The organism is Acidovorax sp. M2(2025) (assembly GCF_049330835.1).
Lineage (GTDB): Bacteria > Pseudomonadota > Gammaproteobacteria > Burkholderiales > Burkholderiaceae_C > Acidovorax.
This window is the reverse complement of sequence record NZ_CP186262.1, coordinates 4,241,659-4,255,242: the sequence shown is the minus strand read 5'-3', so window position 1 is coordinate 4,255,242 and position 13,584 is coordinate 4,241,659. Positions and strand designations below refer to the sequence as shown.

Sequence of the window (13,584 nt, the reverse complement as noted above, 5' to 3'; positions counted from 1 at the left end):
TCTGGCAAGCCGGCCGGCACAGCCCCTATACTCGCGGTTGCTCCGGGGTGCACGTAGGAGCCCAACCCTTGGGCTCCTGGGCGTGCTGAGACGGCGGACCCAACCGCCGGAACCGCGAACTTGATCTGGTTAGTACCAGCGTAAGAAGAGCTGCAGCCACTGGCGCACCTGCGTCCCCTTTTTCGTGCGGGGGCGGAGCCTGCGCGCAGGGCCGATGGCGGAGCACTTTTCCATCCCCCGACAGGAGAGTGCCCGCCATGAACGCCCCCGACAAGTTCGCCCACCTGCTCGCGCTGACGCGCGAACCCTTCCCCGCCTCCACCAAGAGCTACCTCACGGGCAGCCGCGCCGATCTGCGCGTGCCGGTGCGCGACATCGCCCTCACCAACGGCGAGGTGGTCAGCGTGTACGACACCTCCGGCCCCTATACCGATCCCACCGCAAGGATTGACGTGCGCCAGGGCCTGGCCAGCGTGCGCGGCGCCTGGATTGCCGAGCGCGCCGACACCGAAAGCTACGAAGGCCGCGTGCGCAAGGCGCTGGACGACGGCCAGAAGGCCGACGACGGCGACCGCCTGGCCCAGCTGCGCGCCGAGGCCGCCGCCCTGCAGCGCCAGCCGCTGCGCGCCAAGAGCGGCGCCAACCACACCGGCAATGTCACCCAGATGCACTACGCCAAGAAGGGCATCATCACCCCCGAGATGGAATACGTGGCCCTGCGCGAGAACGGCCGCCGCGAATGGATGGCGCAGTACCAGCAGGACACGGCGCGCGAGCGGCGCCTGGCCGGCAACCCGCTGGGCGCCAGCATTCCCAAGATCATCACGCCCGAGTTCGTGCGCGACGAGGTGGCGCGCGGCCGCGCCATCATCCCGGCCAACATCAACCACCCCGAAGTGGAGCCCATGGCCATCGGGCGCAACTTCAAGGTCAAGATCAACGCCAACATCGGCAACTCGGCCGTCACTTCCAGCATCGAGGAAGAGGTGGAAAAGCTGGTCTGGGCCATCCGCTGGGGCGCCGACAACGTGATGGACCTCTCCACCGGCAAGGCCATCCACACCACGCGCGACTGGATCGTGCGCAATTCGCCCGTGCCCATCGGCACGGTGCCCATCTACCAGGCGCTGGAAAAGGTGGGCGGTATCGCCGAGGACCTGACCTGGGAGATCTTCCGCGACACGCTCATCGAGCAGGCCGAGCAGGGCGTGGACTACTTCACCATCCACGCGGGCGTGCGCCTGGCCTACATCCACCTCACGGCGCAGCGGCGCACGGGCATCGTCTCGCGCGGCGGCTCCATCATGGCCAAGTGGTGCATGGCGCACCACCGCGAGAGCTTCCTGTACGAGCACTTCGAGGACATCTGCGACATCATGAAGGCGTACGACGTGTCCTTCAGCCTGGGCGACGGCCTGCGGCCCGGCTGCGCCAGCGATGCCAACGACGAAGCCCAGTTTGCCGAGCTGCACACGCTGGGCGAGCTGACGCAGATCGCCTGGAAGCACGACGTGCAGACCATGATCGAGGGCCCCGGCCACGTGCCCATGCACATGATCCAGGCCAACATGGCCGAGCAGCTCAAGACCTGCCACGAGGCGCCGTTCTACACGCTGGGCCCGCTGACCATCGACATCGCGCCCGGCTACGACCACATCGCCTCCGCCATCGGCGCGGCCATGATTGGCTGGATGGGCACGGCCATGCTGTGCTACGTGACGCCCAAGGAACACCTGGGCCTGCCCGACCGCGACGACGTGAAGCAGGGCATCATTGCCTACAAGATCGCCGCGCACGCCGCCGACGTGGCCAAGGGGCACCCCGGCGCCCGCTCGCGCGACGACGCGCTCAGCCAGGCGCGGTTCGACTTCCGCTGGCAGGACCAGTTCAACCTGGGCCTGGACCCCGACACCGCCAAGGAATACCACGACGAGACCCTGCCCAAGGACAGCGCCAAGGTGGCGCATTTCTGCTCCATGTGCGGGCCCAAGTTCTGCTCCATGAAGATCACGCAGGAAGTGCGCGACTTTGCAGCGCAAAAGGGGCTCGACGAGCAGAAGGCGCTGGCCCAGGGCATGGAGGCCAAGGCGGCGGAGTTTCAGCAGGGCGGCGGCCAGCTCTACATTCCCGTCAAGCCGATTGCATAAGGCGCTCTACTGGCCCCGAGGATTCCCTCGGGGCCGTGCTTACCCTGTGCGGCGGGTGGCATGGCTGGCTCTATAGTCCCGCCCACTTCCGGTTCAAAAGACCGGGTGGGTGTGTGGCACCAAATTTGCTATGCTGATGTCGTCTGTTAATAAATGTAAGGAAGAGCCATGAACGCTCTCGGCCGCTTCTCCATCCGCACGCGCCTGTACTTCGGGACGGTGTTTTCCCTGGTTCTTCTGGTGGTGATCGGCGCCATGGGCTACGGAGCACTGGACCGTACGCGCGCCACGCTGCAGGTGCTGTTCTCGCAACGCGTGCAGACCCTCACCGACATGGCGGACCTGCGCACCACCTTGGGCGAGCTGCGCCGCACCGAAAAAGACATCATCATCAACTTCAACAACTCGGTCGAGGTGTCTGCGCTGCGCGAAACCTGGGCGAAGACGCTGGCTGCGCTGCGCAAGAGCCTGGGCGACGTGCGCCAGGTGCAGGCGGGCGATACCGAGTTCGTGGGCGCGATCGACCAGGCGCTGCAGGAGATCAAGCAGTACGAAACCGGGATCTCCCCGATCTTCGAGCAGATCGAGCGGGCGCAGCTGGACGGCGCCGGCGGCGGCGCGTACGCCGAGCGCTTCAAGGGCCACATGGAAGCCACGGACAAGCTGCTGTCCGGCCTGGCGGCGTCGGCACGGGCGCAGATGGACGAGGCCCGCGCCGGCGTGGAATCGCGCACGGCGGCGATGTCCGGCCTGATCGGCATCGGCTTGCTGCTGGGGCTGGCGGTGCTCATCCCGCTCACGTTCTTCAGTGTGCGGTCCATAACCAAGTCCCTCACCCAGGCGCAGGAGCTGGCCGAGCGCATAGCCAGCGGCGACCTGTCGAGCGACGTGGCCGCCATGAACCAGGACGAGGTGGGCCAGCTGGTCGCCGCCATGGGCCGCATGCAGGAAGCGCTGCGCGGCCTGGTGCGCGAGGTGCAGGACGCGGCCGGCAACATCACCACGGCCAGCTCGGAGATCGCCACCGGCAACCACGACCTGAGCCACCGCACCGAGCAGACGGCGGCCAACCTGCAGGAAACCGCGTCGTCGATGGAACTGCTGACCAACACGGTCCAGCACAGCGCGCAGTCCTCGCGCCAGGCCAGCGACTTCGCGTCGTCGGCCGCCGAGGTGGCGGCGCGCGGCGGCGAGGTGGTGTCGCAGGTGGTGACCACGATGGACCAGATCACCGCCAGTTCGCGCAAGATCGCCGACATCACCGGCGTGATCGACTCCATCGCCTTCCAGACCAACATCCTCGCGCTGAACGCGGCCGTGGAAGCCGCCCGTGCGGGCGAGCAGGGCCGCGGCTTTGCCGTGGTGGCCAGCGAGGTGCGCAGCCTGGCCCAGCGCAGCGCCGAGGCGGCCAAGGAAATCAAGGGGCTGATCGGTTCGTCGGTGGACCGGGTGGAAGACGGCTCGCGGCTGGTGAGCCAGGCGGGCGAGACCATGAACGAGATCGTCAGCAGCGTGCGCCGGGTGTCCGACATCATTGCCGAGATCACGGCATCGTCCGCCGAGCAGAGCGAGAACATCGGCCAGATCAGCCAGTCGGTGAGCCAGCTGGACCAGATGACGCAGCAGAACGCCGCGCTGGTGGAACAGTCCACGGCCGCCTCCGAGTCGCTGCGCGAGCAGGCCGTGCACCTCAAGAGTGCCGTGAGCCAGTTCAAGCTGCAGGACGGCCTGCTGGCGGCGGCAGAGCCGGCCGGCTTTGCCCCGGGCGTGGCCCGCGCAGCCGCGCCGGCGGTGGCGGCGCCCCGCCGCGCTGCGCTGCAGATCCGCTAGCGATTCGCTGGGGGCAGGGGATTTTGGCCTCTAGAGCTTATTGGATAAGCGCTGGCAGCTATAAAAATAGGAGCAATCCGTGCGGCCGCGGGGTCGGCCGCAGGCTGCGGCCGGCGCTCTCGCCCTAGTCCCGGGTGACCCGCAGCACCTCTTCGCGGCTGGTGATGCCGGCCGCGATCAGCCGCTCGCCGTCCTCGCGCATCAGCGCCATGCCGCCGGCCAGGGCCGCCGCGCGGATGTCGGCCTCGGCCGCCTGGTTGTGGATCTGCGCGCGGATCGCGTCGTTGGTCACCAGCAGTTCGAACACGCCGGTGCGGCCCGTGTAGCCGGTGTGGCCGCAGTGCTCGCAGCCCGTGCCATGGCAATGCGCGCAGTATTTGCGCACCAGGCGCTGCGCCAGCACGCCCAGCAGGGACGACGACAGCAGGAACGGCTCCACGCCCATGTCCGTCAGGCGCGTGACGGCGCTGGCCGCGTCGTTGGTGTGCAGCGTGGCCAGCACCAGGTGGCCCGTGAGCGAGGCCTGGATGGCGATCTGCGCAGTCTCGAAATCGCGGATTTCGCCGATCATGATCACGTCCGGGTCCTGCCGCAGGATGGCGCGCAGGGCCTTGGCGAAGGTGAGGTCGATCTTGCTGTTCACCTGCGTCTGGCCCACGCCCGGCAACTCGTATTCGATGGGGTCTTCCACCGTCATGATGTTGTTCTTGGTGGCGTCGAGCCGGCCCAGCGCCGCGTACAGCGTGGTGGTCTTGCCCGAGCCCGTGGGGCCGGTCACCAGGATGATGCCGTGCGGCTGGCCGATCAGGCCCTCGAAGCGCGCGAGCGTCTCGCCCTGCATGCCCACGGCTTCCAGGCTCAGCTTGCTCTCGCTCTTGTCCAACAGGCGTAGCACGGCGCGTTCGCCATGCGCGCTGGGCAGGGTGGAGACGCGCACGTCGATGGCGCGCGTGCCCAGGCGCAGGCTGATGCGGCCGTCCTGGGGCAGGCGCTTTTCGCTGATGTCCAGGTCGGCCATGATCTTCAGGCGCGAGATCAGGGCGGCGTGCAGTGCGCGGTTGGGTTGCACCACCTCGCGCAGCGTGCCGTCCACGCGAAACCGCACGCTGCTGTGGCGCTCGTAGGGCTCGATGTGGATGTCGCTCGCGCCGTCGCGCGCGGCCTGCGTGAGCAGGGCGTTGAGCATGCGGATGATGGGCGCGTCGCCGGCGGACTCCAGCAGGTCTTCCACGGCCGGCAGCTCCTGCATCATGCGGGAGAGGTCGGCATCGCTTTCCACCTCGCTCACCACGGTGGCGGCGCTGGATTCGCTGTGCGAGTAGGCCGCGCTGATGCGCTGGGCCAGCGCGGGCGCGTCCAGCGACAGCAGCTGCTGCACCGGGTGCTTGCGCAGCACTTCCGACAGCGCCCCCGTGTCGGGGCTGGGGCCATGCCACAGCACAAGCTGGTGGCCGTCGTCCTCCAGCAGCAGCTGGGCGGTGCGTGCGAAGGCGTAGGGCAGGGGATGGCGCATGGGCTCGGGGCTTGTCCTGGTGGGGCTCTTACAGGGGCTGGGCGGCCACCGTGGCTTGCAGGGCCAGTTGCCCGCGCAAGGTGGTGGCTGCGGCCTGGGCGGCGTCTTCCGTGGCGAACGGGCCGACGCGCACGCGGGTGGCCTTGCCCCGGTTGGTCTCCACGGCCTGCTCGGACACGGGCAGGGCCGTCTCCCGCAACTTGGCCAGCGTGCCGCGCGACTGCGCGTCCTGGCCGAAGATGCCCAGGTTCACGTAGTACAGCGGCGCCGGGGCCTGGGCCTGCGGCGTGGCCGGTGCGGCGGCGGGCGCGCTGCCTTGCGGCGCTGCGGCCGGGCCGGGCTGGACGGCCGGGGCCTGTGGCGTGAGCTGCTGCATGGGCGCCGGCACGGGCTGCGCAGGAGCCGGCGCGGCAGGCGCGCTGCGGTCGGGCAACGCGGGCAGCACGGGCGCGCCCGAGACGGAGTTCATCATCACGCTGGGCGCCGGCTGCGTCACCTGCTGCAGCGCGCGGATGGCTTCGTAGCGGTCCACCATCAGCGCGTCGCTGGTGGCGTTGTCGCGCACCACGATCGGGCGCAGGAACACCATCAGGTTGGTCTTGTTGCGCGTGCGGTTCTCGCTGCGGAACAGGCCGCCCACCACGGGCAGGTCGCCCATCACGGGCACCTTGTCCTGGCCCTGCTGGTAGCTGTCCTCCAGCAGGCCGCCGATGACGATGATGCTGCCGTCGTCCACCACCACGTTCGACTCGATGGAGCGCTTGCTGGTGGTGGGGCCGTTGGTGTTGTTCAGCGTACTGCCGTCGATCTTGGAGACCTCCTGGTAGATCGACATCTTCACCGTGCCGTTCTCGCTGATCTGCGGGCGCACCTTGAGCATCAGGCCCACGTCCTTGCGCTCCACCGTGGTGAAGGGGTTGACCGTGCTGCTGCCCGTGGAGTTGGCGTAGGAGCCCGTGACGAACGGCACGTTGTTGCCGATGATGATGCGGGCCTCTTCGTTGTCCAGCGTCATCAGGTTGGGGGTGGAGAGCACGTTGGCGTCGCCGCTGTTCTGCAGGAAGTTGGCCAGCGCGCCCAGGTAGTACTGGCCGTTGATGCGCGGGGCGAGCCCGATGTTCATGCCCTTGCCCAGGCCGCCGTTGCCCGTCAGGCCGGCGACGTTGCCGGTGGCGACCGCGGCTGCTGCATTGAGGATGTTCATGCCCGCCTGGCCGGAGTTGGTGCCGATGACGCCGACGGTGCCGTCGCCCTGCTTGCCCAGGATGCCCTGCCACTGGATGCCGAACTCGGCCAGCTTGGAGGCCGTGACCTCGACGATGAGGCTTTCCACCAGCACCTGGGCGCGCCGCCCGTCGAGCTTGTCGATCACCGCGCGCAGCTGCCGGTACAGGGGCTCGGGCGCGGTGATGATGAGCGAGTTGGTGGTGGGGTCGGCCTGGATCTGGCCGCCCGTGGAGGGCTGGTTGTTGTTGGTGGCGCCGGTGCCCATGCTGCTGCCGCTGCCCAGGCCCGCGTTGTTGCCGCCGGACAGGCCCGTGCCGGTGGACAGCATGTTGCCGCTGGTGCCGCCGCCCAGCCCGCCGCTGGGTGCGGCCGGCGCCGGGCTGCTGCCGATGCTGGCGCCGCCGCTGCTGGCCGAGGCGCCCGAGCCCATGGCCGCCATGGCGGCACGCAGCGTGGTGGCCAGCTTGGTGGCGTCCGCGTTCTTCAGGTACACCACGTGGATGTTGCCGGAGGACGCGCTGCTGCCCGGGGCGGGCGCCTGGTCGAGCCGGTCCACCAGCGCCCGCACCTGGGCCACGCGGGCGGGGTTGGCGGCGCGCAGGATGAGCGAATTGCTGCGCGGCTCGGCCAGCAGGGTCGTCTTGAACGAGGTGTCGGCCTGCCCTTGCACGGCGGGGGCCGTGCCGCTGCCGCCGTCGATCAGGCGCGCCACCAGCGGCGCGAGGTCGGTGGCGACGGCATTGCGCAGCGGAATCACTTCCACGTCGCTGGCGTTGGAGACGTCCATGGCCGCGATGATGCGGGCCAGGCGCTGCAGGTTGTCGGCGTAGTCCGTGATCACCAGCGAGTTGTTGCCGGGGTTCACGTTGATGGTGTTGTTGGGGCTGATGAGCGGGCGCAGCACCGGCACGAGGTTGGCCGCGTTCTCGAAATTGAGCTTGAAGATCTGCGTGACGATCTGCCCCCCCGACGGCACGCTGCCCGCACCGCCCTGCACCACGCTCACGCCGCCGCTTTGCAGCTTGGCGTCGGCCTCGGGCACCACCTTGTAGAGCCCCGCGGCCTCCACCACCGTGAAGCCCTGCAGCCGCAGTGCCGCCAGGAACTGCTGGAAGGCGGCGGCGGGGGTGACGGCGCGCTCGGTCACCAGGTTGAGCTGGCCTTTCACGCGCGGGTCCACCACCACGTTGCGCCCGGTGATGGTGGCCATGGTGCGCGCCACGGCCTCGATCTCGGCATTGGCAAAGTTCAGCGTCACGGGCTCGCCCGCACGCACGCTGCCCGTGCCGGTGTGGATGGCGGTTTGGGCAAGTATTTGGCCGCTAGCGCATGCCAGCAAAGAGCTAGCAGCTATTGTTTTGATAGTGAGTTGCAGGCGGGGCGAAAACGAGGAAGTCATAGGATCAACCCACGGTGATGATGGAGCGCGCGCCATTGCGCCGTCCGATGATGTTCAGGAGATTGGACAGGGCCGCCTCGCGCTCGGGGGCGGCGCTGGCCTCGCCCGCAAACCGCAGGCGGTTGCCCACCCACTGGCCGCTGCCGCTGAGCTGCAGGTGGCCGTCCAGCGTGCTGAGCGTGAGGGTGGGCGCCTCGCCGCCCTGCACCACCACCCGGTAGCTGCCCATGGGGCGCAGGGTGGACAGGCGCGAGGACAGGGCCAGGGCGTCCAGCTGCAGCTGCCCGGCCAGGGCCATGCGCCCGGCGGTCCAGTTCACTTCCAGCGCCTGGGTGCGCAGGGCCAGCTGGCCCTGGGGCTGCACGGTGTTCCACGGGGTTCCCAGGCCGGTCAGCAGCGCCGCCGGCCATTGGCTCTGGCTGTCCGCCACGGTCAGGCGCGCGCCCGCCCAGCGGGCGTGCAGCTGCGCCTGCAGCGGCTGGGCGGTGCAGCAGCCGGCCTGCAATTGCAGCCGCAGGCCGCTGAGCGTGGGGCGCAGTTGCCAGTCCACGCGGCCGGGCAGGGCGGCGCGGTCGTGGCTGGTGCCGCCGCCGGTCAGCACCAGCTGCGCCGAGCCGGTCCACACCGTGCCGCGCGCCTGCTGCAGCAGCACCTGTCCGCCACTGGCGCTGGCCACGCCCTGCGCCAGCCAGCGCGCGGGCGCAAACACGGCCACGGCCGGCAGAGCGCCCGCCAGCACGCCTGCAAGCGCCCAGCCCCAGGCGCTGCGCGGCGCAGAGGCGGAAGCGGCAGGGCGGCGGTGGCGAGGGGCGGTGGGCACGTTGGATCGGCTCAGGCTCACGGTTGGCTGGGCGGCAGGGCCAGGACCAGCGTGCCGTCCCAGCGCGGCATGGCTGCGGCCGGCGTGCCCAGCACGGGCGCTGCATTGGCGGCCGCGCCCGTGGGGGCCGCGGCGGTGCTGCGGGTCAGCCGCGCCTCGACCGGAACCGTGCGGGCGTTGCTGCGCGCCTGCGCCAGCCATTGGCCGAGCGCGTCGGCCGGCGCGCCCTTGAGGGTGACCGTGGCGCGGTCGCCCGCCAGGTGGAGCTGGGCCGTGTTGCCCAGCCGCTGGGTGAGCGCGGAGCGCAGCGCGCCGGCGGCGTCGCCGCGCGCGCTGCGCGGGGCGGACTGCAGCTGCTGGGCCTCGGCGCGCAGGCTCTGCATGTGCTGCAGCTGGGCGTCGAGCTCGGCATGGCGGGCCGGGGCCGCCCGCAAGGTGCCCAGTGCGGGCGCCAGGGCCACCCACCACAGCAGGGCCAGGCCGACCACGCTGGCGGCCGCCAGCACCAGGGTCTGCTCGCGCGGGGCCAGGGCCTGCCAGCGGGCGCGCAGGGCGGAGGAGCTCGGGGTGCGGGTCATGGCGTGCCTCCAGCGCGCAGCAACAGGCTGCCGTCGTCTTGCCGCATGCGGTAGCCGGCCGCCTGCAGGCGGGCGGAGAACGCGGCTTCGTCCTCGGGGGCGAGCGGGACGCCCCGCAGCCGCAGTTCGCCGGGGGTGTATTCGATGCCGGTGGGCTGGCTGCCGGCAGGCAGGGCGGAGCCTGCGGCGGCCAGCAGGGGTTCCAGGTCGCGCGCCGAGACGCTGCCGGCCGCCTGCCGCAGCTGGGCCAGCTCCCGCTCCATCTGCACGGGGGCGTCCACCACCACCTGGACCTTGGGGAAGGTCTGCGTCAGCGTGGAGCGCACGGCCGCCTGCTTGGCGGCGAGCGCCTGGCGTTCCTGCCAGGCCCAGGCGTTGAGCCCCACCAGGTGCGCCACCACCAGCAGGCCGGCGCCCCAGCGGGCGGCGCGCCACTGGGGGGCATTGAGCAGTGCGCTGGCCACGCTGCCGGCCTTGCGCAGGGCCCGGGTGCGGCCGGTGCTGGCCAGGTCGAACTGGGCCAGGTCCCAGTCGCTGCGCGCCGCGTCCAGCGCGCGCTGGCTGGCGGTGTGCAGGGCCACGCGCTGGCCCAAGGTGCGTTCGGCCAGCGCCGCCACGGCAGGCTCGGCGCGCACGGCCAGGGCGTTGTCGTCGTCGGCACCGGCCTGCGGGGCGCCGGGCTCGGGGGCACCCGCGCGGGCCATGGCCAACGCCATGGGGGTCAGGGGCAGCACTGCCACGCCCAGGTCCGCGCCGAGGCCGGTCAGCACCGCGCTGGCGTCCTCCGGGGTGCCCAGGGCGGTCAGTTCCGGGCGGCCGGTGGCCGTGGGGCCGGGGGCGAATTCCGGCACCACGCGGGCCACGCGGCGGCCGGCGGCCTCCAGCGCCTGCAGGTGTTCGCGCAGCCAGCCGCGGTCGCACACGGCCACCCACACGGGCTCCGCGGCGCGTGCGCCCGGCTGCAGCGCAAAGTGCAGCTGCGCGGCGTCGTCGAGCACCCGGTCTTCCAGCAGGCCTTCGAGCACCGACCGCAGGCGGGGCGTCTGCTGGCCGGTGCCCACGGGCAGGCCCGGCGGCAGCTGCACCCGTTGCCAGGACAGCGCGCGCGCGGGCACCACGGCGACCACTTCGCCGCCGGGGCGCGTGGGCTCGGGCAGCAGGGCGGGCGCTGCGGCGGCGTGGCGTAGAGCGGTGTGGCCGTCCGCCGTCAGCGTGTAGCTGTATTCGGTGGCGGGGCCCGGACGGGCCGGCGGCAGAGAAAGGATGAGGGTGCTCATGGATGGGTTTTGCGGGCCATTTTAGGGGGAGGGCTTGACGGTTGGCGCCTCGCCCGCGCAGGGGCCGCGCAGGTGTCGCTTTTCAGCGCAAGGCGGGCGGTGGCGGCTGGGGGGCTTCGGGGTCGAAGGCGCCGCGCTCGCGCCACAGCGTGGTGACCTCCATCCCCAGTTTGCGCACCAGGGAACGCTCGTCCACGACGGCATCGCCCAGCCGCAGCCGCCCTCGCACTTCAAAATAGTTGGAGGTCACGGAGTGCGAGCTTTCGTTGATGTCGACCCGCGTTCCCAGCAGGTCGCGCACGTCGCTGAGCGTGCGGAAGTGCCGCGCCTCGCGGGTTTGCAGCATGCGCTGCGCGCTGGCCTCGTCCAGGCCGTCGATGGCGGCCACCAGCACGTCCAGGCCGGCGGTGTTCAGGTTGACCGGCGTGCGCACGGGCAGCAGCGTCACGTGCGGCGCCAGCCGGGCCACGGTGGCGGGCTGCAGGCCCAGCCAGCCCAGCTGCGAGACGGTGGGCGGCATCAGCGGCGCCGTGGCGCTGTCGGTCCCGGTGGTGGCCTGCGTGCGCCGCAGGGCATCGGCCAGCAGCGCCAGCTCCTGCGGCGGCAGGCCCAGGCGTTCGAACAGGCGGGTGAACTGCCGCAGCGCCACCGTCTGCCCGGGGCCGGTGGCGGCCAGGTTGGCCAGGTTCAGCCGCCCCTGCAGGTCCGAGATCTGTCCCGAGAGAAAGGCCTCGGTGGTGTCCGTGCTGGCGTCGTCGACCTGGCTCACGTTCTTGTCGGCCGCGAGAAACGTGGACAGGCGCGCCTCCTGCAGCGGCACGGCCCAGGGTTCGGCCAGATGGTCCGCCCCGCCCGAGCGGCCGTCCTCGCGCAGGATCAGGCGCGACCAGTCCAGCGCACCCACCAGGATCCACGCCGATTGCACCCGGGCGCGCTCGGCCGTTTCAACCTCCACCGCCCGCCACTGCTGCCACATGGCCGCGGCGGCAAAGGTGGCCACCAGCGTGACGGTGAGCATGGCCATCAGCAACGCCGCGCCGCGGGCCGGACGGCGCTTGCCCGGCCGGGGCCGGCCTGGACGGCGGGTCATGACCGGCCCCCGCCCAGCACCGGGTTCACCCAGTCGCGCGTGAGCTGCCCCACCAGGGCCTGCCCCGGCGGCAGCTCCAGCTGCAGGCGGATGCCGTCCGGTAGCGTGGTGGCGGGAGTCCCCGGCGCGGCGGCCACCGGGGTGCCGGTGCTCGACAGCGGGTTGGACCAGGCACCGCCCCGGTAATAGAAGATCTGCCACTGGGCCAGCGGCATCAGGCCGGTTTCAAAGCGCCGTTCGGCATCGCCCGGGGTGCGGGCCCACTGCCCCGCCGTCTGCCAGGCCTGCTGCCACTCGGCGCGGGTGCGCACGGGCGGCGACTGCCAGCGCATCCATTGGCCCGAGCCCTGCGTGCCGCGCAGCGTCCAGGCCACCACCAGTGCCCCTTCGTCGGGCACGGCGCTGCTGCGCCGCGTGAGCCGCAGCACCTGCCCGTCCCAGTCCAGGGGCGTGGTGTTGGCAATGGGCATCATCGCGTCCAGGTCGGCGCCCCACTGGCCCAGTGCCGCCTGCAGCACCAGCAATTCGTCCGCGCGCTGGCGCGTGGTCTCCTGCGCCCGCACCATGCCGTCCAGCCCGCGCCAACTGAGGATGGCCAGCAGCCCCATCACGGCAATGGCCAGCAGCAGCTCGACCAGGGTGAAGCCGTGATGGCCCCGGCGCTTCCCGGGACCTTGCGCGGGACGCCCCGCAAGGGCCGCCCCGCAGCGAGGGCGTCGTCCCCCTTCCCGCAGCGCGCAGCGCTGCGAGAGAAGGGGGAAGGCGCGCAGCGCCTCAGGGGGATGTCTCATCAGTACCTTCCGACAATGGTGGAGATGCGCAGGATGGAGCTGTCCCCGTCCAGCACCTGCGCGTCCACGCGGCGAAAGCTCGGGTTGGGCGTGGGGCGCACGATCACGGCCACCGTGAGCTGGCGCCCCGCCTGCTGGCAGGTGACGGTGCTGTCGCCCACGCTGGGCATCTGGCGCGACAGCCGTGCGTAGACCAGCTCGTTCTCTGCACACAGCTGGGCCAGCACGATGTCGCTCTGGCGCAGCGCATTGCGGGTCAGTGCGGTGGTGGCCTGCAGCCCGGCCATGAGCGCAATCGCCACGATGCTCAGGGCGACCAGCACCTCGACCAGGGTGAAGCCGCGGTGCCGGGGCTGCGCGCGGCGGCGCAGGCGTGGGGCGGGGCTCACTGCTGGGGCTCTACGGTGAAGGGCCGCACGCCGTCGGTGGCCACCCGCAGCGTGCGTTCCGGGTAGGACTGGTGGCTGATCAGCACCTGCTGCGGGCCGATCAGCGGCTCCGGGCCCAGCACCAGCATGGCGGGCGCACGCACCACGGTGCCGGCGTCCAGCCATTGGTGGGGCAGTGCGGCCTGGGCGCTGGGCGGCAGGCCTTCAAAGCGGAATCCGCCGGCTTCGGCGCGCCACCGCACGGGCAGGCCGCCCGCGCGGGCCTGCGCCCGTGCAGATTCCAGCAGGGCGGCCAGCCGCGCGGCTTCGCGCTCGACCAGGGTCTGGCCGCTGTCCCGCAGCGCCAGCCCCACCCCGGCCGTGGCTAGCGCGATGATGCTGATGACCACCAGCAGCTCCAGGAGCGTGAAGCCCACCTGGGCCGTTGCGCGGCGCTCCCCCACCGCGGGACGCCGCCCGCGGCGTGGCAGAGCCAGTTCGGCGGTGGCACGGGCCTGCGGCTGCGCGGGTTTCATGCGCCTTG

General features: G+C 71.4%; 11 protein-coding genes and 1 riboswitch. Of the genes, 2 read left to right on the top strand and 9 right to left on the bottom strand.

Going from position 1 to position 13,584, the window contains the following annotated elements; translation table 11 throughout:
- Positions 1 to 33 precede the first annotated feature (33 nt).
- Positions 34 to 164: riboswitch (TPP riboswitch) on the top strand.
- A gap of 93 nt (positions 165 to 257) precedes the next feature.
- The gene (thiC, locus tag ACOYR3_RS19530; RefSeq protein ID WP_422843962.1) at positions 258 to 2,147 is read left to right on the top strand and encodes a phosphomethylpyrimidine synthase ThiC; all 1,890 of its coding nucleotides are present in this window, start codon (positions 258 to 260) and stop codon (positions 2,145 to 2,147) included.
- Positions 2,148 to 2,315: 168 nt separating this feature from the next.
- Positions 2,316 to 3,977: a methyl-accepting chemotaxis protein gene (locus ACOYR3_RS19525; protein WP_422843961.1), complete on the top strand. Its 1,662-nt coding sequence runs from the start codon at positions 2,316 to 2,318 to the stop codon at positions 3,975 to 3,977.
- A gap of 124 nt (positions 3,978 to 4,101) precedes the next feature.
- Here the strand turns inward: ACOYR3_RS19525 and ACOYR3_RS19520 are convergent, their stop codons facing one another.
- The 9 genes from ACOYR3_RS19520 to ACOYR3_RS19480 all read right to left on the bottom strand — a co-directional run bounded on the left by ACOYR3_RS19520 (position 4,102) and on the right by ACOYR3_RS19480 (position 13,576).
- Entirely contained in the window at positions 4,102 to 5,490 is a 1,389-nt protein-coding gene (locus ACOYR3_RS19520; RefSeq protein ID WP_422843960.1) for a GspE/PulE family protein, read from the bottom strand.
- A 28-nt stretch (positions 5,491 to 5,518) separates the two neighbouring features.
- Complete coding sequence (gspD, locus tag ACOYR3_RS19515) at positions 5,519 to 8,116, bottom strand: type II secretion system secretin GspD (protein WP_422843959.1); 2,598 nt, start codon at positions 8,114 to 8,116, stop codon at positions 5,519 to 5,521.
- A gap of 4 nt (positions 8,117 to 8,120) precedes the next feature.
- Entirely contained in the window at positions 8,121 to 8,957 is an 837-nt protein-coding gene (gene gspN, locus ACOYR3_RS19510; RefSeq protein WP_422843958.1) for a type II secretion system protein N, read from the bottom strand.
- Positions 8,954 to 9,514, bottom strand: a complete 561-nt coding sequence (gene gspM / locus ACOYR3_RS19505) for a type II secretion system protein GspM (protein WP_422843957.1) — start codon at positions 9,512 to 9,514, stop codon at positions 8,954 to 8,956. The genes gspN and gspM overlap by 4 nt, the downstream gene beginning before the upstream one ends.
- Positions 9,511 to 10,791, bottom strand: coding sequence for a type II secretion system protein GspL (gene gspL / locus ACOYR3_RS19500; RefSeq protein ID WP_422843956.1), 1,281 nt, complete (start codon positions 10,789 to 10,791; stop codon positions 9,511 to 9,513). The genes gspM and gspL overlap by 4 nt, the downstream gene beginning before the upstream one ends.
- Before the next feature lie 82 nt (positions 10,792 to 10,873).
- Positions 10,874 to 11,881 (bottom strand): type II secretion system minor pseudopilin GspK, encoded by a 1,008-nt coding sequence (gene gspK, locus ACOYR3_RS19495; protein WP_422843955.1) that lies wholly within the window; start codon positions 11,879 to 11,881, stop codon positions 10,874 to 10,876.
- On the bottom strand, positions 11,878 to 12,672 hold the full coding sequence (locus ACOYR3_RS19490) for a PulJ/GspJ family protein (RefSeq protein ID WP_422843954.1): 795 nt from the start codon (positions 12,670 to 12,672) through the stop codon (positions 11,878 to 11,880). The genes gspK and ACOYR3_RS19490 overlap by 4 nt, the downstream gene beginning before the upstream one ends.
- A complete protein-coding gene (gspI, locus tag ACOYR3_RS19485) occupies positions 12,672 to 13,061 on the bottom strand; it encodes a type II secretion system minor pseudopilin GspI (protein ID WP_422843953.1) in 390 nt (129 codons plus the stop codon). The genes ACOYR3_RS19490 and gspI overlap by 1 nt, the downstream gene beginning before the upstream one ends.
- A complete protein-coding gene (locus ACOYR3_RS19480; RefSeq protein WP_422843952.1) occupies positions 13,058 to 13,576 on the bottom strand; it encodes a prepilin-type N-terminal cleavage/methylation domain-containing protein in 519 nt (172 codons plus the stop codon). The genes gspI and ACOYR3_RS19480 overlap by 4 nt, the downstream gene beginning before the upstream one ends.
- Positions 13,577 to 13,584 lie beyond the last annotated feature (8 nt).

Coding starts and splice junctions, on each gene's coding strand:
- gspK (WP_422843955.1), bottom strand. CDS start 11,881: ATGACCCGCCGTCCAGGCCGGCCCCGGCCGGGCAAGCGCCGTCCGGCC.
- ACOYR3_RS19525 (WP_422843961.1), top strand. CDS start 2,316: ATGAACGCTCTCGGCCGCTTCTCCATCCGCACGCGCCTGTACTTCGGG.
- gspD (WP_422843959.1), bottom strand. CDS start 8,116: ATGACTTCCTCGTTTTCGCCCCGCCTGCAACTCACTATCAAAACAATA.
- ACOYR3_RS19480 (WP_422843952.1), bottom strand. CDS start 13,576: ATGAAACCCGCGCAGCCGCAGGCCCGTGCCACCGCCGAACTGGCTCTG.
- gspL (WP_422843956.1), bottom strand. CDS start 10,791: ATGAGCACCCTCATCCTTTCTCTGCCGCCGGCCCGTCCGGGCCCCGCC.
- ACOYR3_RS19520 (WP_422843960.1), bottom strand. CDS start 5,490: ATGCGCCATCCCCTGCCCTACGCCTTCGCACGCACCGCCCAGCTGCTG.
- gspM (WP_422843957.1), bottom strand. CDS start 9,514: ATGACCCGCACCCCGAGCTCCTCCGCCCTGCGCGCCCGCTGGCAGGCC.
- ACOYR3_RS19490 (WP_422843954.1), bottom strand. CDS start 12,672: ATGAGACATCCCCCTGAGGCGCTGCGCGCCTTCCCCCTTCTCTCGCAG.
- thiC (WP_422843962.1), top strand. CDS start 258: ATGAACGCCCCCGACAAGTTCGCCCACCTGCTCGCGCTGACGCGCGAA.